This is a genomic window from Leptospira andrefontaineae (assembly GCF_004770105.1).
GTDB classification, from domain to species: Bacteria; Spirochaetota; Leptospiria; order Leptospirales; family Leptospiraceae; genus Leptospira_B; species Leptospira_B andrefontaineae.
On record NZ_RQEY01000023.1, the window covers coordinates 21,637 to 44,373 of the forward strand.

Consider the following 22,737-nt stretch of genomic DNA (forward strand, 5'->3'; position numbering starts at 1 on the left):
AAATAAAGTCCCGAAAAGAGCTTAATGGTTTAGAAAAAATGAATTTATTCCTTGAGCAAACTAATCTTGTCACCCAAGTCTTATATCCTGATTACTTTTTCCAATCTTCAGGTTTAGGAGATACAGGTTTATAATAAACAGTGGTAGTTCCTTGAGAGAACATTTCAGGAACTGTCCTTCTCCAATTCACAAAATGAGGGGTTTCTAAATGGGACTTACGTTTGGATTCGCTTTCATAAGCTTCTATGATCAAAAATCTGCCTTCGTCTCCATCGTTTTGTAACAGATCAAATCTAAGAACACCGTTCTCTTTGAGGGATTCTTTGGAAAGTTCACTGCTGATTTCCTGAAATTCTTGGATCCTTTCCGGAAGTATTTTGTAAGAAGAGACTGTAACGATCATAGTCCCCAGTTTCAATATCTGATTTTCTTCTACCAGAAAAAAAAGATAGATGGAATCGGATCAGAATGAAAGCTTTTCCCTTATGAAAATAAAAACTCCAGTAACGGAGATGCTTGGAATCGATTTGCCCATTATCGGGGCGCCCATGTTTCTCGTTTCATATCCTGATCTAGTTGTTGCAGTTTCCGAAGCCGGAGGCCTTGGAACATTCCCTTCTCAGAACTACCGGACCCTAGAGGAATTAAGAAGAGGTTTGGAAAATATCAGATCCAGGACCAAAAAGCCGATCGGCGTTAACTTAATTTTGCATAAGGCTCATAACCCTAACTGGGCAAAACACTTAGAAATACTTTTAGAATTCAAAGTAGAATTGATTATCACAAGTTTGGGAAGTCCTCGTTCCATTATCAACGAAGCAAAATCAGTGGGAACAAAAGTTTTTTGCGACGTAACTACATTAAGACATGCTAATCTAGTAGCTAAGTCCGGAGCAGACGCGTTGGTAGCGGTTGCTCAAGGTGCGGGAGGACATGCAGGAAATATTTCTCCTTTCAGTCTTTTTCCTTATCTGAAAAAAGAGATCGGTCTTCCTGTTCTTGCTGCGGGCGCGATCAGCGGTGGGGCACAAATGGCGGCTGCAATGTCCTTAGGAGCAGATGCCGTTTATATCGGAACAAGACTTATCGCCACTCAAGAAGCCGCCGCTTCTCAAGAATATAAGGAGATGATCGTTCAGTCGGCACCTGAAGAGATCGTTTATACGGAAAAAATATCCGGGATTCCTGCGAACTGGCTAAAACGTTCCGTAGAAAAAGCGGGAGATAATTTCCACAACGAAGGAAGCACGGATATAGATCAGGAATTCAAACGTTGGAGAGATATTTGGTCTGCTGGTCACGGAGTGGCTCAGATCGATTCCATTATTCCGGCAGGAGATGTTGTAAGAGGTATGGCCGCGGAATACGCGGATATCGTAAATAAACTACCTAAACTAGTTTAATATTTTAGAATATTCTAAACCCCCGATTCCGGGGGTTTTTTTGTAACTTATTTCTTATCTGAAAAGCTTACAGGGATTAGGTGGAATACACCAAATACGAAAACCTGAGCCGCGTCTGCGATTTTGAATCCGCCTCTGTCCCCTGCACGAAAGGAATAGATCGCGACTTCTAAAATATGGATCCCTAAGATCACCCAACCTAGAGTGAGAACGATACCATCCAAACTTGGATGTAAATTTACGAGTTGTACGATTCCGCTCAAAACTCCCAACCATAAAAGCCAAAATGCGGCAGTGGAAGCCTTGGATATATTATTCACTAGATTCATTCTTTTCCTCTCGAAAAATCGATTCCGAGTATAGCAATCGATACAGAGGTTTTGGTCAAGAAGAAGTTGGAAGATGCGGAGGGAGAAGAGGCGCAGATTTTTTCACACAGAGACACTAAGTCACGGAGGTTTGGTTTCAGAATCTTGATAACTCTGCGCCTTCGTGGCTCTGTGTGTACAATGTCTCCGGGGCTCTATTAACTCTGTGACTAAGAACCGGATTCTACTTCTATTTTCTCGTCTTGTTCTGCTTCGTTTAAAACTGGGCTTGCTATCTTATCCAAAAGAGACTTTAGGATATCGTAATATGGAAGCACTTTTGGACCGACGGATTTCCCGAATTTGTTCTCATAACTCGTCCTAAGAGTAGCTTCTTCATCTCCTCCCATAAAATAAGAGGAGGAAGCGGTGCCTTCCCAAAGAACGTCTTTCGTATCACATTTTTGGATCTGTGCTTGGATAGAAATTTTGATCCCATCTGCAGAAGGTCCGAATACAGCGGGACTTAGCCATACTAAAAAGGATGGTGTGGTTCCTTTTAGGGCTTCTTCTAATTTAAGAGTAAGAACCCCTTGGGATTTTCCGACAGGAGATTTGCAGTTTTGGTTTTTACTGGAAGGATCCGGATATACGATAAATTCCTTATGGTGAGCCAATTCTTGTTCCGCCATGGATTTTAGAAGAGTTGCCTCGACTTGATTCACTTTGGAACTTGAATCAATTGCTACAGTTAATCTTTTAAATCTGTCCAGAGAAGATTCAAAATTAGGTGCGATCCTAATTTGTTTTACCGCACAATTTGCAAATGAAGTAGAAATTAAAAATAGAAGTATTAGTTTAGATCTCATTTTTTCTTTCCGGTTTTCTTTTTAGGAGCCGACTTTTTCTTAGGAGCTTTTTTAGGTTTCGGTTTAGCAGGAGTTTCTTCTATTACAAATTCAGAAACTGTTTCGGAACCTTCTTCATCCTCAGGGCCTAAACCTAATGGCACTGCCTCATCTTCTTCTTGTTTGCGGCTTCTATATGCTAATTCTAAAATTGCGGGAAGTAAAGTAAGGGCGATCAGTAAACAAGCCGCAATACCTATTGTCGCCACTTTTCCGATGGAGTGTAGGCCTCTTTGATTTGCAAGAAGTAGTGCGCTCCATCCGACCAAAGTGGTTAATGTGGATGCGATCACCGCAGGTCCTACCATTGCCATTGCTTTTACAATATCATGATCTTCTCTGAATCTATAATAGATATAGATCCCGTTTTGTATTCCATATCCTATGATGACCGGGAATACCAGAACATTCATAAAATTTAATTTAAGATCTATAATTGCCATAACTCCTACTGTAACTAAAAGTCCCAATAAAAGTGGTATCAAGGAGAGTAGTGCGGGTAAGAAGGCTCTATAGAATAGTATCAGAACTATGATCACTAACCCTAAGGTAATGAAGAATGCAGCAACACCTTCTCTTTTTACTATCATGATAAGCTGAGCAAATAACATTAAACTTCCAGCCGTATCGGTTTGGAATGTGTAAGATCTGGCTTGAGCTATATCCTTATAAGGTCTATGTTCTAAGATCGTATCTACAGTTCCTGGGAGGATCTTAATGGAGAGAAGTTTTTCCTTTGAGTATGTATTCAAAGCGTTCAATAGAATTTTATTTTCCGCCGTAGAATAGTTCTCTTTGGTCGGATCTATTTCGGATTCTTTTTGAGTTCCTGTGGAATATAGGATCGCATTTAGGGTTCTTCTGGAAATTTTAGGAACTTCCAATCTACCTATTGCGGCAAAGAATTCTAATAATTTTCCACCATGCCATAGAGCTACTTTAGGATAGAGGAATAATAGATGTCCTTTTTCTTTAGAGCTTGCAACTTCCTTAAACTGAGAGGAAAAATAATCCGGAACTGCAGTATAGTCGTAAGGTTTAATGGATAAGAATAATTTTGCCTTAGGTAAATACTTTCTCTGTTCAGGTTTTAAGAAGGAAGCTTTTACAGGCTTCATATCTTTTGCGAGCTGATCCAGAACTTTACGGTTTTCTAATTGTTGAGAATAAGGCGGAACAAAATTCCAAAGAGAAACAACTTGGTCAACGGAACCGGCGATAGATTCAGGAACCGGGTTCAAATAATCGAATACAGCTTCTGATTCTTCTAAACTTTTTACTACAATTGCCTGAGGATCGGAAGAAATATCAAAACGATCCGCGATCTCATCGTATAAGTTTACGGATTCTAAATTTTCTACTAAAAGGTTTCTTCCGTTAACGTCAAATTGTACTTTTGGAGCGAAAACTCCAAAGAGTAACACGAGAACTAAAACGCTTACGGATAAAATGCCCGGTCTAGAATAAAATCTTCTTAATAAACCGGAAGGAGTTTGTTGTTCTTCATTTAAAAGGAAAGATTTGGAAAGGGAAGGGAACCATTTTAAAAGTAAAGCGATCTGTAATGCAGTCACTCCATACATTGCAACTGCGATCAGAACGATCCCATAAGTCGCAATAATCCCGAACTCACTGAATCCTCTGAATTCTGAGAAAGAGAGTACAACGAACGCGGAAGTAGTGGTTAATGCGGAACTAAAAGAAGCAATCCCAGTATGATAAATCGTGTCTTTGATTGCTCTTACTATATTTTGTTTCTTGGTGAATTCTTCTCTGAATCTGTATAAGAATTGGATCCCATAGTCTATCCCAAGTCCCATGAGAATGGACCCGATAATACTTGTGATACTATTCAATTGTCCTATAACGAGTCCGGTTAAACCGAATGTCATGAGTAGTCCGCTGAGAAGAGAGAATAGCAGAATAACTATAAAAAGAGGATTACGGAAAAATAATAAAAGTAAAAGTCCTATTCCTAAGAAAGAAGCGATCCCGATCGGCTTTAATGCCTTAATCAAAGTTTCATAATCATCTTGGTTAAGTTTATAGGCTCCGGTATAACCTGCGTAAATTCCGTCTTTTTCTATCTCCAGGGTTTTTACTAAACCTTGGACTTTAGTGTCTATTTTTTCCAAGAACTCAATGTCAACGAAGGAACCTGTAGGTTTGATCAGAACGATCAGCATCCCTTTTTCAGGTGAAATATTATATTCGTCGAATATATCTCTTTTTGCGAGTTTTTGGTATTTGGAAATGATATCCGTAAAATCCGGATTATATTCCTCATTCGTAAGTTTGATGAAGAATGGATTAGCTTTTTCTATTTCATCATCTATCTTCCGTTTTACTCTTTTACGGATCTCTTTTAGATCTTCAGTTTTTAAGAATAAAGGAAGTCTGTCTTGTAAAAAGGAAACATTATATCTATAAGAAACGTAACGAACTAATTCTTTGTCTTTCAAAACTTCCGTAGCAAGTTTGTCGGAGGCTTTTTTGAGTGCGATCTCTCTCGCCTTGTAATAAGCGATGTTCTTACGTTTTGCCGCGTCAGCTAATTCTAATTCTTTCTTCTGGGTTTCCGGATCGCCGTTACGTTTGGCTTGGAATGCTTTGGTAAGATGCTCCGTCATTCCCTTCTCGTCTTTGAATTTGAGAGCTACGGTATAAAAACCGCTCCCGCCGATCATTTCGATCACACGTTTTGTTTGTACGACGGAAGGGTTGTCAGAGGGAAGAAGTTGAAGATTATCACTGTTAATGGAAAGTCTGGTGGCTAAAAGTGCGGAAATCACCAGAAAGATAAATAGGATTGCGGAAGAAGCGGCCGGTTTGGTTAACACCAACTCGGTCGCTTTAGAAAGAAATTTTCTCATCAGTTCTTAGCTGCTTTTTGTATTAGGGAGATAGTCCCCTTGATTCCGTTTTTCTTAATAGACGGCTCTATGTTTTTAGTGCGGTTAATTTCCGTTGCAAGTTTACCTTCGGTTTCAAAATCGCTGATGTACCAAGCACCTTCGGATTCTGAAAGTATCCAAGCAAATTTGATCTGATCGGAACCCTTGTAAAGAATGGAAGATCCGATCCTCGCCTGTTTACCATTCACGCTAGGTTTGTCGTAAGTGATATCAATCTTATCAAAATATTTTAATGCGATCGGGAATGCCTTATTTACGATATATTCGGATATCCCTTCTTCGAATTCTTTTCTTTCCGCAGCGGAAATTTTATGATCTCCTAATAGTTTGTCGGAGAATTTTCCCACATGGATCAAAGCTAAAGCCTTGTCGTTTTTCTTATAACGGATAAAGCCGATCAATTTTTTAACGGCGGATAACGTCTGCTCTTCTGCCGAAACTTCGGGAGAAGTGGTTTGGGTTTCGTTAGTAGTTTGGGAATCCTGGGCAAAAAGAAGCCCCGAGGAAAGTAAACAAAACAATAAAATTTGAAATAGTTTCACAGATATTACCTAAGGAAGGATCGATCCGGAAATTTTACAATCAGGTAAAAACAGACTGCATACTGGCCGGATAAATTTACAGTAATGTAAGGGGAAGGCTTAAGTCAACGGAAATTAGACTCAATTCGGGCGGAGAAAATCGTAAGCCTGGCTTCCGCAAGAAAATGATAAAACTTTCGGTGTTAGGCAAGTTAGGATAAGAGGATGTTTCGCTTTGTACTGCTCTACTAAAATTTGAACGGTATGTTCCTTTGCCAAATCCGCGGCCCAATCATGATAATTGATCGGTATTCCTGGATGAACAGTTTTAAGACTTCTATGACTGTCGGAGGCATCCTTGTTCAAGCATGCATGGGTTGCAAAGGTATAATTTCCGTGAAGACCTTCTTCCGCATCAAAACAATCACCCGCTTCTTCCGTATGTTCTATGATTGGAAGAAGATTATAATAACCTGTTTGGATCTTTTTCATACTTAGAAAAATCCAAGGATGTTCAATAGGAGCAAGTACGCTCACCAACGGATAATTTTCCGCCCAATTAGAATGAGAATAGAAATCCTGCGCGATATGCAAAGCCATTCCCAATTTAATTAAGCCGGATATATGATTGGATTCTCTATAAGAGTCGTCTTTTAAGCTGCTGAACCGATCGGCACATCCCAGAATATTATCATTATCGCAATGATATGCATCATTATTCATGAAGGCCGCGTCTGCTCTCAAGTTGCCTTGAACGATCAGCTCCATACAATCAGCTCTTAGGTCCCAGCCGGTCTTATCTGCAAATCCTAAGAAAGCCTCTTGGGTAATACTAGTATGAGTATGTGGGCCCTTCTTCCCGAAAGCTCTTAAGGGAGAAAGAGAGGCAAGAAAATATATCGAAAATCCAAGCACCAAAAATTTTAGAAAAATAAAGTTAGTTTTACTGCTCATATATGTAATCAAGCAATTACATATATGAGACCTTGTGTTTTAAGCTAAGTATGCAAATAATTACATAATAGAGAAGAAAATGTTAAATCCTTCTGTGGACATAGGTCGAGACCGAAGTCTATAGACTATATTCTATTTTTTTAATGTAGATGGTGTGAGGTGTTTCGTGTGACTTGAGGATCAGGAACCGTTCTTTTTCCAGTCCAAGATCCCATTGGATTCGAAATATTCTAAATCTTGGACATCATCCAGGTCGGATAATACAGGTAGAAGTCCTACTTGTTTTCTGGCCCATTGAAGTTTTTCTAAACTTCTGGCAAAAACAGTTTCCGTACTCCATTCTATTCCATGAAAAAGTTCAGGAGTATCCGACTTGAGTCCTACCAGATAATAACCTCCATCTTTCGCCGGTCCTAAAACCACATCTTTATGATCTATAATTTGAAATGCTTCTTTTAGATGTAGGAGGTCCAACTCAGGGCAATCACTTCCTATGAGTAGTGCAGGACCGGAACCGTTTTGGAAACAATACAAGAAAGCGTTTCTCATCTTCTCTCCTAGATCTTTTCCTTCTTGTTTGCGAATGAGTAATGGAGAATGTCCCCAACTTCCCAGATCGGATGGGTTAGGGAGATAGGAATCGAACCAAAGGACTTTAGGAACATCCAAGTCCTTACAGGCTGATCTGGTTTTTTCGACCAGGGCCTGATATACTTCTAGTGCGGCTTCTTCTCCTATATTCTTTGCTAAACGTGTCTTAACTTTTCCCGGGACTGGATTTTTCAGAAATATATTCAAGATTGGACCTTTCATTTTTGTCTCCCGAGTGTTATGATCTTAAGGCATCTATTCCTTGGGGGATGTTTTTTCCAAGGATTAACCGAAATAAAGCTATCTTTTGATATGCAGGTTTATTAATTAGAACAAGCTCTTTAAATCTAAAGCAATATGAAAAATATTAAATCTCAAATGTTCATTATTCTATAAGGAGATACTTATGATCTTAAATCTAAAAAGAGGGATTCTACTTATTAGCTTGGGGATCATCCTAACTGGGTTAGTTGGGACCGCTTGCGCGCCCGGAGGAAAAGACCCATTCCTCCCTCTATTCAATCTCGGATACCAATTGGAAAAAAGCAAAACCGGATTTTTTATTATCGTTCCAAGAGGAATTGCACAGTGAAATTACAAAATCGTCGTTCTATTCTTCGTAAAGTTGTTCTGGCTTTACTCGTTTTTTTCGGAATTACTGCTGGTTTTAAATTTAATCCAGGATTTAAGAAGGAAAAAAATCATATTCCGATTTCTTTAAATGTTTCTCTACTTAGGCCATTGCACGCAAGCGCGGACGAATGGGGCTTTGTAAGAGGATCCGCTTCCTGGGCCCGTGGAAATTCTCTCTTCATGGATGATGTGATCGGTTCTATTCAGGCAAATCCAGCATTAGTCTTAGTTGCCAGTGGAGTTAATGGTATTACGCAAGACGGTTTCTCTACAACGTCTGGAACTAATTTTACGATCTCTTTGAAGTTGAACGGAGCTTTTACCGCATCTTCTACTGCATATACCGGAACGAAAACATTCTCCAATTATTTAGAACTGAAGAATGTTGGAACTACCGATACAGCGAATATTGCATTACAATTCTATTGGGATGATGATCCTCGAGATCCTTTACAGGACGGCGCTCTCGTCAGATATCGTTTGCAAATGTTGAACCCTTCTCAAGATGGTGGGTCCTCTGCAGATATAGAAAGTTATGTGTATTCTCCGAATGTTGCTAATGCTTTTTACTCTACTCTTTATCCAAACCAAGGCCTTGTACAAGTATATTCATGGGATGATAAGCTTGCAAACGATAACGAAATTTCTCTCAAGGCACGTCACGGAAGAGTGATCCTGGAAGAAATGGATGAACAAACTGTTTTCTGTTTTAAGGCAATTGTTCGTGTAGACGCGACTGCAAATCTTATTCCTAGCAATACTAATGCAGGACTTTGTACCGGAAGTGCGAGCGATGAATACTATAAACTTGCCTATAGCCAAAAATTGACAGGCAATCTGGAAGTGACCGCTAAATCAGGATGGGAAGAAGGAGCAATAACTTCGGGAGATGGTAATCTGTGCGGTCTTGTTTCTTTAAATTATGGTTTGTTTAATGTAAACGGATTTGTTAAAGACTTAGTTGCTTCCGGAGATATTCCTTCCAGTTACGTTCCTGCTTCCCGAGTTGATGGCTTATATGCAAGAATTGGATTAAGCGGTAAATCGGGGAATACTGGCGATAATAACGGCGTTTTTTGGGACGATACGAGAAAAGCTACCATTGATGCATTAGATATCGTATTCGAATCTTCTCCTCCTCCGTTCGATTGAAGTAGTATAAAACCATCGCTTAATTGCTAGTTAAAACCCCCGGTTCTCGGGGGTTTTTTTATTACCTAAGGCAAAATTTCAATCTTCCGATTGTTCGAAAATTTCAGGATTTCTCAGTTGAGAGAGAATAGACTCTTCCGGAAATTGGCTGAACATTTTCGAATTCGATTTTTTATCGGGGAAATTTGTATAAAGAATATCTAATGAATGTCTCCCTCCTCCATATATCCGTATATGGATTAGATGAGCGGAGAATACTAACAGATCTCCAGGGTTTTGTGTGAATCCATTTAGTAAAACTTCTCCGCAAGAAACGAGTCTTTCAAGCGGAGAAGTGAAAAATTTTGCCGGTTAAGCGGCTTTACTACGGATCTCTTTTACAGGATCAATATCTTTCCATTCTGCAAAATGGTGTCTCTGAGAAAGGAACCATGCTAGTGAAAGTGCACCGAACCCAGCTGCGATGAACGCTGTCCCGGCAGAAACCCCTAAAAGGAAAGCAGCTCCGACCAGAAGTGCGATTCGGACAGGTTCTAGATATAAGGTCCAACGTTTCAGATCTAAAATTCCTCCCACAGTTGTTAAGGAGAATATACTGAAGAAGAAGATCGTGTATAGTAAGCCTGTCGGGATAGAATGCACTTTTACAAGCATTGAGAATGTTCCAACCAGAGTAAGGACAAACCAGGTCACTGCATATGCAGTTAAACTTTTAGAAAGATTTACATCATATTTTTTGAATGTTTTCTCATCAACTTCAGGGATAGGGTATTGTCCTCCTAAATCCTGAGGTCTCCATCCTGGCATTGCTAAGAAGGCTTTGATCTTATCCATGAAACGAGGGCTTTGTTTTGCTTGCTCCCACATTTCCACCCAATAATGAACATTCGCCCATAATGGATTGAAGCTACGAAGAGGTTTGACTGTTCCGTAAACTGGAGTTTCTTCTTCTGCTTGGAATGTTCCGAACCATTTGTCAAAAACGATCAATGTTCCGCCATGATTTCTATCTATATACTTCGGATTGATACCGTGGTGAACTCTATGGTGAGAAGGAGTGTTGAATACCGCTTCGAACCATTTTGGAAATTTATCTACCGCTTTAGTATGGATCCAGAATTGATAGATCAAATTTAATTGTCCGTTCAGAACCATTACGATAGGGGAAAATCCTATAATCGCCAGAGGAATATAGAAGATCCAAGTGAATAATCCATGAAAGCTTGCTTGGCGTAATGCAACAGTAAGGTTGTATTCTTCACTTTGGTGATGAACCACATGTCCTGCCCAAAGGAAGTTAACTTCATGGCTCAGTCTATGCAGCCAATAATAAGCTAGATCATAGAGTACGAAACAACTGATCCAAACTGCTAGAACGATTGTCCATGCCCAAGCAGAAGCGGAAAGTCCTAATACGTCGGAAGAAGGCATCCAAGAAACCGGTTCGCTTGGCCAAGAAGGAAGATTGAATATTCTCCAATTCTCATATACCCAAAGATATGCGAAGAATGTGAACGTCTTAAAAATGATCCCGAAAATTTGGCTAGCGATCCCAGCACTGAGATCGTTGATCGAATCGTTCAGACGATAAAGTTTTCTTTTATGATACCAGGAGAATGCGAGCTCTAACCCGATCAGTAAAAAGAAGAATGGAATTGCGATTGTGATAAGATTTATTTTTTCCATAATACAAGCCGGTAACCTCTATCATTCCTCGTTCATTCACTAGGTCAATCTAAAACTAAAACAGACTCCAAATCGAAAATTCTTTACCTATCAATTGTTTGAAAAAAACTAACTCGTTCGTGGTATGCAGGTTGACTAAAACAGAAACGATGTTGTAGTTCCTACCTTATGACAATATCTAAGTGGATGATCTATGGAGCGAACGGTTACACGGGAGAACTGATCGCAAGAAGAGCAGTGTCTCGCGGTTTAAAGCCTGTGCTCGCAGGAAGAAGCAGAGGCAAAATAGAAGAGCTCGCTAACGAACTCCGTTTAGAATATAAAATTTTCGACTTAAACAACTCGAACGAGGTCGGTTCGAATATACAAGGATTCCAGCTCGTTCTACATTGTGCGGGACCTTTCGTCCAAACTTCTGTTCCGATGGCAAAGGCATGTATTTCTAAAAAAGTACATTATTTGGATATCACCGGAGAAATTCCAGTGTATGAATCTTTGCAAGCTTTAGGAGAAGAAGCCGAGAAAGCAGGAGTTCTTCTTTTACCGGGCGTTGGATTTGATATTGTTCCTACAGATTGTTTGGCTTCTTCTTTGAAAGAATCTCTCTCTAAGCCAAAGTTTTTGGAACTTGCATTTGTAGGTTTAAGTGAAGTTTCTCCAGGCACAATGAAAAGTGCACTCGCTCAATTGCCTTATGGATCTAAGATCAGAAGGGACGGCGAAATGGTTGGAGTTCCCCATCTGAGCAGAACTAGGGAAGTGGTTGCAGGTGGGAAAACCTACAGAGTGTATGGAATTCCTTGGGGAGACGTTTTTACTGCCTATATTTCTACAGGTATTCCGAATATTGATGTGTATACGGATATTCCTTCCGGGCAGGTGAATGCGTTACGCTATTTTAAACCGATCATCTCTTTATTAAAAATTCCTTTTATATTAAAAGGAGTTCAAGCATTGGTCGGAAAAACGATCAAAGGCCCAGGAGAAAGAACAAGGACTTTAGTCAAAACAACAGTCTGGGGAGAAGTTCGATCGGAAGAAGGAAAAAAGTCCACAAAAGTTTTAGAATGTAAAGAAGGTTACGAATTCACAGTGGAATCTTCTCTTGCAGCGGTTTCCAAGGTTCTTGCTGGAAAAGGAGGAAAGGGATTTAAGACCCCGAGTCTTGCATTTGGTTCCGAATTCGTTTTGGAAATTCCCGGATCTAAATGGAAAGATATTTCAAATTGAATAGAAGTCTCTTTCTTTCGATCTAGAATTTATTCTTTACATTCTTTTTCACACTTTTACATTACAGAGCTGTCGATCATGTCTCATTCTCGTCCGTGTATATTATCACTTTTTCTAATATTTCTTTCCGCTTGCACTACCATTAAAGTGCATGTTCCTAAAACTCTTTCCGGTGCTCATGAGATCCAAGAACATTGGATGGAAGTGAGATCGGGTGCTCCCGATTACGATTCAAAGGATCCGGATATAGAGATAGAATTCCCGAGCGAGGATCCGGCTCGTTTTGTATATTACGAGGATGGATTCACTTCTTGGACCGGATGGGGAAAAAATTATGAGAATTTATATGGACCAATTTCCAAACTGATCCGGAAAGAATTGAACGATCATAAGGAAGATTATCCGGGAAAACATAAGATCATAATCCAAAAGTTCAAATTGGAATCTATAGATCATTGGACCTACAACCAAGTGAACGTAGAGATGGAAGCTGACATTATCTCTTCTGGAAAAACCTGGCACTACGAATTTAAGGATGGGATCGAATCCAGAGTAACCGATTTTATGGCGACTCTTGCAACAGTTCCAATTTTACTCGGATGGATTATACATCTTCCTTATATGGGACATCGAGGAAACAGAGAAGATCAGGTAAACCAAATGGGAAGAGTGGCGCTTTTGGATTTTATGGATGAGATCAAAAAACATTCTATAGATACAAAACGAACTCCTAACAAAAAAGGGAATAAGTAAGATGAAACAGAAAATTCTAATACTCTTACTTGCCTGTGTAGTGTTTCAGTCCTGCTATTATTCGACGGAAAAAAGATACACTGTTGCTCAACCGTTCCAACCGAATGACGAAATGTATTTTGATGAGGAAAACCCTCAGTTCGAAGAAGGGGAACCTTATTCAGTCTTAGACTTTATAGGAAGTTGGATCTGGATCGAAAGTTTATTCGCAAAAGTTATGATCTGGGACAGAAGGATCCAAAATCACAAACTATCTTTCGAAACAAAAAAGTATCTGATGGATTATATCAGAGATAATAACCTGAAAGATGTTAAGGTACGTTTTAACCAGTATTCTCCAGGAAACGATTTCAGAAGGCTCTGGGATTCTAAATCGGTAAATCCACTTTTAAAATGGACCATAGGTCTATTCGCCTATGTTGTGAATGATGTACTTTTAGTAGGTCGTATTTTTGGAGGAGATCATTATAACCCATATTCCAATACGATCCATGTGTATTCGGATATTCCTGCAGTAGTGATACATGAAGGCGGTCACTCCAAAGATTTTGCTCAAAGAGAATATCGTTCTTTATATGCGTTAGGATATGCTGTTCCGATACTTGGGGCCTTCTATCCGGAAGCAAGAGCCTCGGATGATGCGATCAGATATTTCAGATATCGCTGCGACAAAACGGAAGAAATGACCGCATATCGCACATTATACCCAGCTTACGGTTCGTATGTGGGAGGCGGTATCTCTGACTTAATTCCAACTTCTCCTTATGCAGTTTTATATTCGTATTCCATTCTTGCAGTTGCAGCCGGAACGGGTCATATAGTCGGTTACGTTCGACAAAAACAAGTGGAGAAGGAATGGATTCCCAAAGAGTGTATGATCGCGGCGGAGTTGGAAAAGAAGAAGTAGTGGATTGTACGAGTGAGAGTAGGTGTGAGATTGGACGTTAGGTGCCATATGGCGAAAATAAAATATAATTGGAAATCTATATGAGAATTGCAATCGTTATTGGTATTAGTAATTACAAATCAATCCAACCACTACCAGCATGTGCAAAGGATAGAGATTCGATCGTAAACTTTTTAAATGCAACAAAAAAGTATGACTCAATATTAGTTTTAAAGGGCGACGGAAAATCATGTCATGAAGACAAGCAAGAACTTGTTACTTTTCTCAAAAACCATCAAGGCAACAAGGTGGAAGAACTACTTTTCTATTTTTCAGGCCACGGAGATTTCGATGGCACAGAATTCTATTATATATGGTCAGACTTCGATAGAGATAAGAAAAGACAAACCTCACTCCAAAATGAAGAAGTTGATACTTTACTCAAAAATCTTAATCCAGAAATTACATTCAAGATTATAGACGCATGTCATTCAGGGATTTCATATGTAAAGGATGCAGACTCAATATCCGCGTATATAAAATCGAATAAAAATGGCTTTAATAAGTGCTATTTTCTGTTCTCTAGTCAGGCTGATCAATCTTCATACGCTAGTGAAGAATTCAGTTTTTTTACTAAAGCATTCATTTCTTCCTTTAGATTAAATTCTGGTGATATAATCCGATACAAAGATATTATTGATAGCATTTCCGATGAGTTTGATAATCGATCTTATCAAAAGCCATATTTTGTTATTCAAGCAGATTTTACAGAAGTCTATTGTGAAATTACTGAAAATTTAATTTCGACATTGGGAAAAGCCGATAGTGGTAAAAAGGATGAAGACTCATCTGTAGACCATAGGGATAAACTGAAAGAGGCTATTCAAAAGGAAGCAGAAAGATATATTACCAAAGAAGATGCAATTATTAAGGTTAATTCACTAAATGAATCTTCTGAATTGATTAATGAAGGTCATGAAATTTGGAGTTATTACACCAAAGCATTATCTTTCAATAAGAATTACGACGGCTTGCCTTTGTTTGATCAGCTTCTTTTATGGCTACAGAAGAATGAAAAAGAATTATTCATAGAGATAAAAACAGTAGAACGAATTATTAAAGTACCATATCCAGAATTATCAGACGATGTGAAAGGAAAAACAAATGCAAGTCGTCAATCGGTAAAATCGCAACTTCATGTTGCGAGAAGAATTCCAAATTTCCCCATTAAACTAATTTCTACTGTAGAATTTGAATTCAATTCAATTGTTATTCAATTGCTTCCAAAATATCCAAACTTGCCGAAAGAGGAGATTTACTTGATTCCTTTGATTTCGAAAACGCAAATGAAAGTGTTTTATGCTCGAGCAACTTATATAGAGCAATCATGGGGAGAGTATAAGATTGTTTTGGATAATTTTAAGTGGAATTATATAGCATTCGATTTAAAGCCATTCGAACCGGTAAATCAAATAAAGGATAAAATAATTGGTCCAATTTCTATAGAGATACTTGAGGATCTGCGTAGGAAATTTCTGGGGCTAAATACAGATTCTACAATTACTGAATAGAATTTCAATTGCGACGTCGTCTAGCTTTCGACTCTGACGCTTCGCTTCCGGCAATTTCGCTTTGTCACTTGCCTTGCGGTGGCAAGTCTCGCGCCAAGTGCTTGCGCACTCGCGAAACGTCGTCAAACCCCGTCACCTGCATGGGCGTAATTGCGTAAAAACGCAAAGTAGCAAATTAAGTCATATATACTTGAGAAGTGTAGGCTTACCGGGGAAGCCCCGCCCACCGAAAAGGATTGGTAGTTCTTCTTTGCGAACGTGAAAAGAAAAGCGTTCCCGAAAAAACTATTCGCTCAGATCTTTTTGGATCATATCTTCCAGGATTTTTCCCGCTTTTGAGTTCATATGGATCCCATCCGTCATAAAAACCAATTTAGATTGTTCGGAAATATGATCCCAAGATTGAAAGAGCCCATAATGTTTGAATATCGTCCAATAAAGTTTTAAAGTATTTCTAGTATAAACGTTTTCAGGTCTATTTGGTAGCTTATTTAATTCTGCAAGCATGGTTTCATTTAAAGGTAGATAGGAAGAATTAGATTCCTTGGCAATCTTTTGAATGATTTCAGAATATGTAACCGATTGTTTTAAAGGAATACTGTCCAATCCTTCTCCCAAAACTGGGATTGAGATTAAATGGATCTTAGCCTTGGTCTTTGTTTTAAGAAGGGATACAATTTCTCTCAGATTTTTTTCGTAGCTAGCAATGCTTGGAACTTCTGGAAGTTTCCAAAGAGAATTGTATCCGTTGTATTCTTCTTCGCTCAAAGCGGATTTTGCATCGTTTGTTCCAATCAGAATGAAGATATGCTCCGGATCTAAACGTATTGTATCAGTTACTTTTTCTAATATTTGATATGTTAGGCGACTATTGATCCCCTCGTTCACGAAGGTGAAGTTTTTTAATTTAGGATTTTCTGATAAACTCCGGATATAGTCATAACTTACTGTTCCGTGAGTTATACTATCGCCTAAAAAGACAATCGGCCTATCAGACTTTTTGTTTTCAGATTTTAGAAACGATTCTATATTATTTTTAGGCACCTTGTATGCGGATCTTATCGTATAAATTACTGAACCAATAAAATAGAGAAGAATAATGGATAGAGAAAGGTAAACGGATCGTTTCATATGAGTAGGGAAGCTTTCTTTGAATATTCCGATTGTATAGTAAAATACCTTCCTATCATGATTAGGTGGAAGTGTAAAAATTCTACCTAGCAAACGCTTCGGCCCATTTCCTCGTTTTCCCATCAAAATCGGATTTCTTTTCCACCACTTAGATTAATATATTAATAAAATGTTTAATATTTGAGCATTGATAAATAATCGGTATAAAAAATAAGCGTATAATTTAATTTCTGCTTGTTTATTAAGAGCAAAATTAGTCTCCTTCAGATAGATGGGAGGAGGATTCTATGCTCCTGACTAATTACCAAACGGATTCCTTTTACGACGAAATGTTCTCTGAAGAGGGGGGGATTCGCCAGAGTTATCATATCTTAAAATCCAGGATCGAAGGAATGGATGATAAGGAGCTTTTGAAGCGGAAGGCTTCCGCAGAGAAGGCTCTTCTTTCCTTGGGCATCACCTTTAATGTGTACGGAGATGAGGAAGAAGAAGAGAGGATCATGCCTTTCGATATCATTCCTCGTATCGTAACTTCTTTCGAATGGAAAAAAATGGAAGAAGGTCTCAAACAAAGGATTCGCGCCTTAAATCTTTTCATCCAGGACATTTATGGCGATGAGAATATCATCAAAGATGGAGTAATCCCTGCCGAGATCGTTTATAGCAGCTCCGGTTATTTAAAAGAATGTAAAGGGATCAAACCTCCGAAAGGGATTTGGATCCATATTACAGGAACGGATCTAGTGCGCGACGGGGATGGGCAAATGTTGGTCCTTGAGGATAATTTACGTTGCCCTTCCGGTGTTTCTTATGTATTAGAAAATCGTGAAGTAATGAAAAAGACCTTCCCGGAACTTTTTGCGAGTCTTTCCGTAAGGCCGATCTATGATTATCCGATCCGACTTCGCGGGATGCTCGAACATCTTTCCGACAAACCTAATCCGAATATAGGTGTACTTACTCCGGGTATCTATAATTCTGCATATTACGAACACAGTTTTCTCGCATCTCGTATGGGAGTTCCTTTGGTGGAAGGCACGGACCTTACTGTTAGAGATGATAAACTTTATATGAGGACCACCAAAGGTCTGAAGCAAGTGGACGTTCTATACAGAAGGATTGATGATACATTCATGGATCCTAAGGCTTTCCGTAAGGATTCTCTCTTGGGTGTTCCCGGTATATTCGAAGTATTCAAAAAAGGTAATGTTGCGCTTGCGAATGCTCCGGGCACAGGAGTTGCCGATGATAAAGTGATCTATTCTTATGTTCCTGATTTTATTAAGTATTATCTGGGAGAAGAGCCGATCATTCCGAATGTTCCTACTTATCTATGTTCCAGGGAGAAGGACCTGAAATATGTTTGTGAGAATATCGGGAACCTGGTCGTAAAAGCGGCTAACGGAGCAGGTGGATATGGAATGATCATTGGTCCTGTTGCCAGTGAAAAAGAAAAAGAGGAATTCGTAGAAAAAGTAAAAGCTGATCCTCGGAATTATATCGCTCAACCTGTTTTAAGTTTATCCAGGATACCAACATTGATAGAGGATAAGTTAGAAGGAAGGCATGTGGATCTAAGACCTTTTATCTTATATGGAGAAGAGATCTATGTAATGCCTGGGGGACTAACTCGAGTCGCATTGAGAAGAGGTTCCTTGGTCGTAAATTCTTCCCAAGGTGGTGGCTCTAAAGATACTTGGGTGATGGGTTAATATCAAAAAAAGTTCAAGAACTGGCAATCAGGGAAAGTCCCAAGCGGAACCGAAAAATATCACAAAACTAGAGAGGTTTCCTAATGCTAAGCCGAGTCGCTGAATCCGTATACTGGATGAATCGTTATATGGAAAGGGCCGAGAATTATTCACGCTTTTTGGATGTGAATTTTCAACTTTCCTTAGATCTAAACGAGGACTCCAACAGGCAATGGATGCCTTTGGTGTATACCACCGGAGATAATGAATTATTTTCCAGAAAGTATAATTCTCCGAGTAAAGAGAATGTGATCCACTTCATGAGTTTGGATACTGAAAATCCGAATTCTATCATGAATTGTCTGATCCGTGCGAGGGAAAATGCCAGGACCATCCGTGAAAATATTTCCACTCCTATGTGGGAAGTGATCAACGAATTTTATCTTACTATCAAATCCAAAAGAAAATTTGAAGAATCCGATATGCCCGGAATTGCTGAATTTTTCAAAGCAATCCGAAACCAATGTTTGTTATTCTACGGTTGCCAAGAAGCCACGATCTCCCATGACGAGGTCTGGCATTTTGCATTACTCGGAAGATTATTGGAAAGAGCAGATAAGACCACTCGTATCTTGGATATGAAATATTTTATACTTCTTCCTGCCAGAGAAGAAGTCGGGTCCACTTTGGATCTGATCCAATGGCTTTCTCTTCTTAAGTCCGCAAGTGCTCATGAGATGTTTAACCGTTTTTATACAAGGATCACTCCTAAGAATATTGCCGAGTTTCTTATCTTGGATAAAATTTTTCCAAGAGCGATACGTTCTTGTCTTTCTAAAGCCTTCGATAGTCTGAAAATTTTAAGTGGGACTGAGAAGGACAGTTACGGGGATGAAACGGAGAAGAGAGTAGGTGTTCTTCTTTCGGAAATGAACTACGCCTCTATAGACGAAATTTTTTCTTCTGGGATGCATGAATATTTGGACCAATTACAGGTAAGATTGAACGGGATCGCTGCACAATTGGATGAGACTTATTTTAGGAATTAATCATGTCCTTACTCGTCTCTCTTACTCACGAAACTTCTTATGAATATGATAGGCCGGTCGCATTATCTCCTCATATCATTCGATTGAGACCTGCTCCACATTCTAGGACCAGGATCGTTTCTTATTCACTTCTTGTAGAACCTTCTGAACAATTTTTGAACTGGCAGCAGGATCCTTTCGGAAATTACCAAGCAAGATTGGTATTTCCTAAGAAGACTGAAAAGTTAAAGATACTCGTGGATCTGGTGGCGGAAATTCAAGTCATCAATCCGTTCGATTTTTTTCTGGAACCGGATGCGGAAGAGACCCCATTTATTTATTCAGATGCTTTGAGAAAAGAACTTCTTCCTTATTTGAGCGCAACTGATGGAAGCAACGCACTCGCAAATTATATTTCAAGTTTAAGAAAAGACGGAATTTTAAAATCAAAACGTACCGTAGACTTTTTGGTGGGACTCAATCAAAGGGTATACCAGGACATTTCTTATGTGATTCGAATGGAACCTGGGGTCCAAACTTGTACGGAAACTTTGGAAAGAAGATCAGGTTCTTGTAGAGACTCTGCATTTTTACTCGTTCAAATTTTAAGACATATTGGTCTCGCATCTAGATTTGTTTCAGGCTATCTGATCCAGTTAAAACCGGATGAAGTATCCATTCATGGACCTTCTGGTGCTAAGGAAGATTTTACTGACCTTCATGCGTGGGCGGAGGTGTTCCTACCTGGTGCTGGTTGGGTAGGCTTAGATCCAACTTCGGGCTTATTTGCAGGAGAAGGTCATATTCCTTTAGCAGCAGTTCCCGAGCCTGGAAGTGCTTCTCCTGTATTTGGATATTCCGATCCTGCCGAGTCCAAATTCGGATTCAGGATGGAAGTAAAACGATTCCAAGAATCTCCTCGTGTAACAAAACCTTATACAGATCCGACTTGGGACAGAGTGTTAAAACTAGGAAAAGATCTGGATATTAGATGCAAAAAAAATGATATTCGTGTTTCTATCGGTGGAGAACCCACTTTTATTTCGGATACTTCCAGGCAAGATCCGGAGTGGAATACTCTGGCCCTTGGAAAAGAAAAGTTAGAGTTAGGCGAAACACTACTTACCAAACTTCGTGAAAAATTTTCACCGGGTTCTTTGGTCCAAGTCACTCAAGGTAAATGGTATCCTGGAGAACCTCTTCCTCGCTGGTCCTTGAACGTATTTTGGAGAAAAGACGGAGAGTCTTTATGGAAAAACGGAGAACTATTCTCTTCTTCCTCTGAAAAAGAAAAAAAGGATTTAGATAAGGATTTACTATCATCCGAAAAATTTGGGGAAGAGATTTGTAAAACTTTGGGAATTTCTCCCAGGCATATGGTTCCTCTATACGAGGATGGTTTTTATTATTTATGGAAAGAAGGTCAACTTCCTGAATGGAAGGATCCTAAAAGTGAGGATTTTAACTCTGAAGATTTTTCTTTCGAGGCTTTGGAAAGGAAGAAGGTTCTTTCTCTGGCTGACAGAGACTTCAAACTGAAAAAGGCGATCGCTATTCCATTACAATTTAATTATGCAAAGTCTGAATGGGAAAGTTCCGAATGGAAATACAAAAGAGAAAGATTGTATTTGATCCCGGGTGATAGTCCCGCCGGATTTAGATTACCTTTCTCTTCTATCTCCGAAAACTTCAGACCGAATGCGGTTCTTACGGATCTATCCAAGAGTAAAAAATTAAGTTCTCGAAAAGATTTGGATTCAGTTTTAGGAAAAAGATCCTCTAAAGAACCTAAGTTTTTTTCAGCTGGAAAAGAACTTCCTATCCGAACTACATTAGTCATTGAGCCAAGACTTGGTTCCATTCATGTATTTTTACCTCCTATAGAAGGTATGGAACCTTGGTTGGATCTGATCTCTTCTTTGGAATTTGCGGCCGAAAAATCCGGAGTAAAAATCGTTTTAGAAGGTTATGAACCTCCTGCAGATTCGAGGTTGGGCCTATTTCGGATAACGCCGGATCCGGGCGTTTTAGAAGTGAATTTACATCCTTCTTCTAATTTTAAAGAGCTAGAAGAAAAGACTCGTATCTTATACGAAGAAGCAAAGGAACTCGGTTTAAGTGCGGAAAAATTCCTGATAGATGGAAGACATACCGGAACTGGAGGAGGGAATCATATCACTATAGGTGCCATGTCTCCGGAAGACAGTCCTTTTCTGCGAAGACCGGACCTTCTGCGCAGTTTAGTAAGTTATTGGCAACATCATCCTTCTCTCTCTTATCTTTTCTCCGGCTTGTTTATCGGCCCGACTTCTCAGGCTCCTCGTTTGGATGAGGGAAGGGACGAGATATTATACGAATATGAATTAGCTTCTTCTCAATTAGATAAAATTAAAGAACCGAATCCTTGGTTAGTGGATCGACTTTTTCGAAATCTACTTGTGGATCTGACAGGAAATACTCATAGAGCGGAAATTTCTATAGATAAATTGTATCCTCCTTCCGGTTCTCGTTTGGGTCTTGTAGAGTTAAGAGGATTTGAGATGCCTCCTCATTATAAAATGAGTGTGGTCCAACAACTTTTAGTCTTATCTTTGATTTGTAGATTTTGGGAAAAACCTTATGTGCAGGCTCCCATTCATTGGGGAACAGAACTACATGATCGTTTTCTTCTTCCTCATTTTGTATGGAATGATTTTAAAAATGTTCTGAAAGATCTGAAAGATCATGGATTTGCATTCCAAGAAGAAGAGTTCCTTCCATTTTTCGAATTTCGTTTTCCAGTGTATGGCAAAACCCAAAGAGAGGAAGTGTTTCTCGAACTTAGAATGGCCTTAGAACCTTGGAATGTTTTAGGAGAAGAGTCCTCTTCTTTCGGAACTTCCAGATCTGTCGACTCTGCATTAGAAAGATTGCAAGTAAAAGTAGAAGGTTGGAGTGATCGATACATTCTCAGCTGCAACGGTTATGAAGTTCCTCTTAGAGGAACCGGCAGAAAAGGAGAAGCAGTTTCGGGAATCAGGTTCAAGGCTTGGAATCCTGTATTCACTTTGCATCCGAATCTTCCTGTCCATACTCCATTGGTATTTGATGTCTGGGATACCTGGTCTTCTCGTCCTTTAGGCGGTTGTCGTTATTATGTTTCTCATCCAGGTGGAAGAGCTTATGATACTTTCCCTGTGAATTCTTATGAAGCCGAGTCTCGTAGGATCTCCAGATTTTTAGCGGATGGTCATTCCGCCTTAGATGGCTCCGAACCTAAACGACTGAAGCACACAAATGGTTATACGATGGACCTTCGTTGGATTGAATAATTAATATTTATCAAACCCAGTTTGTGAGAACAGATCTCAAAAACAGTTGCAACCAGTTCTAGAAA

At 39.3% G+C, this 22,737-nt stretch carries 19 protein-coding genes; 10 read left to right on the top strand and 9 right to left on the bottom strand.

The window, feature by feature from the left end:
- Positions 1 to 91: 91 nt before the first annotated feature.
- On the bottom strand, positions 92 to 403 hold the full coding sequence (locus tag EHO65_RS16935) for a putative quinol monooxygenase (protein ID WP_008597036.1): 312 nt from the start codon (positions 401 to 403) through the stop codon (positions 92 to 94).
- Between the two features lie 82 nt (positions 404 to 485).
- Between EHO65_RS16935 and EHO65_RS16940 the strand changes: the two genes are divergently transcribed.
- Positions 486 to 1,403, top strand: coding sequence for an NAD(P)H-dependent flavin oxidoreductase (locus EHO65_RS16940; protein ID WP_208744146.1), 918 nt, complete (start codon positions 486 to 488; stop codon positions 1,401 to 1,403).
- Positions 1,404 to 1,450: 47 nt separating this feature from the next.
- On the opposite strand, the gene EHO65_RS16945 is transcribed toward EHO65_RS16940, so the two are convergent.
- The 6 genes from EHO65_RS16945 to EHO65_RS16970 form a co-directional block, all read right to left on the bottom strand.
- Complete coding sequence (locus tag EHO65_RS16945) at positions 1,451 to 1,732, bottom strand: hypothetical protein (protein ID WP_135775736.1); 282 nt, start codon at positions 1,730 to 1,732, stop codon at positions 1,451 to 1,453.
- A gap of 209 nt (positions 1,733 to 1,941) precedes the next feature.
- Positions 1,942 to 2,580 (bottom strand): MXAN_6521/LA_1396 family lipoprotein, encoded by a 639-nt coding sequence (locus EHO65_RS16950; RefSeq protein WP_135775737.1) that lies wholly within the window; start codon positions 2,578 to 2,580, stop codon positions 1,942 to 1,944.
- Positions 2,577 to 5,492 carry an MMPL family transporter gene (locus tag EHO65_RS16955; protein WP_135775738.1) on the bottom strand — a complete coding sequence of 972 codons (2,916 nt, stop codon included), beginning with the start codon at positions 5,490 to 5,492 and terminating at the stop codon, positions 2,577 to 2,579. The genes EHO65_RS16950 and EHO65_RS16955 overlap by 4 nt, the downstream gene beginning before the upstream one ends.
- Positions 5,492 to 6,076 carry an ABC transporter substrate-binding protein gene (locus tag EHO65_RS16960; RefSeq protein ID WP_135775739.1) on the bottom strand — a complete coding sequence of 195 codons (585 nt, stop codon included), beginning with the start codon at positions 6,074 to 6,076 and terminating at the stop codon, positions 5,492 to 5,494. Before EHO65_RS16960 ends, EHO65_RS16955 begins: the two co-directional genes overlap by 1 nt.
- 120 nt (positions 6,077 to 6,196) lie before the next feature.
- Complete coding sequence (locus EHO65_RS16965; RefSeq protein ID WP_135775740.1) at positions 6,197 to 7,009, bottom strand: hypothetical protein; 813 nt, start codon at positions 7,007 to 7,009, stop codon at positions 6,197 to 6,199.
- Between the two features lie 180 nt (positions 7,010 to 7,189).
- Complete coding sequence (locus EHO65_RS16970; RefSeq protein ID WP_135775741.1) at positions 7,190 to 7,822, bottom strand: TIGR04282 family arsenosugar biosynthesis glycosyltransferase; 633 nt, start codon at positions 7,820 to 7,822, stop codon at positions 7,190 to 7,192.
- 184 nt (positions 7,823 to 8,006) lie between these two features.
- Here EHO65_RS16970 and EHO65_RS16975 point away from each other — a divergent pair, with 184 nt between their 5' ends.
- Together EHO65_RS16975 and EHO65_RS16980 are read left to right on the top strand one after the other, a co-directional pair.
- Entirely contained in the window at positions 8,007 to 8,192 is a 186-nt protein-coding gene (locus EHO65_RS16975) for a hypothetical protein (protein ID WP_135775742.1), read from the top strand.
- Positions 8,189 to 9,385, top strand: a complete 1,197-nt coding sequence (locus EHO65_RS16980) for an LIC_12337 family protein (RefSeq protein WP_135775743.1) — start codon at positions 8,189 to 8,191, stop codon at positions 9,383 to 9,385. The genes EHO65_RS16975 and EHO65_RS16980 overlap by 4 nt, the downstream gene beginning before the upstream one ends.
- A gap of 351 nt (positions 9,386 to 9,736) precedes the next feature.
- Here the strand turns inward: EHO65_RS16980 and EHO65_RS16985 are convergent, their stop codons facing one another.
- Positions 9,737 to 11,071, bottom strand: coding sequence for a sterol desaturase family protein (locus tag EHO65_RS16985; protein ID WP_135775744.1), 1,335 nt, complete (start codon positions 11,069 to 11,071; stop codon positions 9,737 to 9,739).
- Positions 11,072 to 11,239: 168 nt separating this feature from the next.
- Between EHO65_RS16985 and EHO65_RS16990 the strand changes: the two genes are divergently transcribed.
- The 4 genes from EHO65_RS16990 (at position 11,240) to EHO65_RS17005 (ending at position 15,511) form a co-directional block, all read left to right on the top strand.
- Positions 11,240 to 12,301: a saccharopine dehydrogenase family protein gene (locus tag EHO65_RS16990; protein ID WP_135775745.1), complete on the top strand. Its 1,062-nt coding sequence runs from the start codon at positions 11,240 to 11,242 to the stop codon at positions 12,299 to 12,301.
- Positions 12,302 to 12,379: 78 nt separating this feature from the next.
- Positions 12,380 to 13,054, top strand: coding sequence for a hypothetical protein (locus EHO65_RS16995; protein ID WP_244243564.1), 675 nt, complete (start codon positions 12,380 to 12,382; stop codon positions 13,052 to 13,054).
- Between the two features lies 1 nt (position 13,055).
- Positions 13,056 to 13,961, top strand: coding sequence for a hypothetical protein (locus tag EHO65_RS17000; RefSeq protein WP_208744148.1), 906 nt, complete (start codon positions 13,056 to 13,058; stop codon positions 13,959 to 13,961).
- Between the two features lie 80 nt (positions 13,962 to 14,041).
- The gene (locus tag EHO65_RS17005; protein WP_135775746.1) at positions 14,042 to 15,511 is read left to right on the top strand and encodes a caspase family protein; all 1,470 of its coding nucleotides are present in this window, start codon (positions 14,042 to 14,044) and stop codon (positions 15,509 to 15,511) included.
- Between the two features lie 285 nt (positions 15,512 to 15,796).
- On the opposite strand, the gene EHO65_RS17010 is transcribed toward EHO65_RS17005, so the two are convergent.
- On the bottom strand, positions 15,797 to 16,642 hold the full coding sequence (locus EHO65_RS17010; protein WP_244243565.1) for an SGNH/GDSL hydrolase family protein: 846 nt from the start codon (positions 16,640 to 16,642) through the stop codon (positions 15,797 to 15,799).
- Positions 16,643 to 16,929: 287 nt separating this feature from the next.
- Between EHO65_RS17010 and EHO65_RS17015 the strand changes: the two genes are divergently transcribed.
- The 3 genes from EHO65_RS17015 (at position 16,930) to EHO65_RS17025 (ending at position 22,672) form a co-directional block, all read left to right on the top strand.
- Positions 16,930 to 18,354 carry a circularly permuted type 2 ATP-grasp protein gene (locus EHO65_RS17015; protein ID WP_135775748.1) on the top strand — a complete coding sequence of 475 codons (1,425 nt, stop codon included), beginning with the start codon at positions 16,930 to 16,932 and terminating at the stop codon, positions 18,352 to 18,354.
- Between the two features lie 83 nt (positions 18,355 to 18,437).
- On the top strand, positions 18,438 to 19,382 hold the full coding sequence (locus EHO65_RS17020) for an alpha-E domain-containing protein (RefSeq protein ID WP_135775749.1): 945 nt from the start codon (positions 18,438 to 18,440) through the stop codon (positions 19,380 to 19,382).
- A 2-nt stretch (positions 19,383 to 19,384) separates the two neighbouring features.
- On the top strand, positions 19,385 to 22,672 hold the full coding sequence (locus tag EHO65_RS17025; RefSeq protein ID WP_135775750.1) for a transglutaminase family protein: 3,288 nt from the start codon (positions 19,385 to 19,387) through the stop codon (positions 22,670 to 22,672).
- Positions 22,673 to 22,737 lie beyond the last annotated feature (65 nt).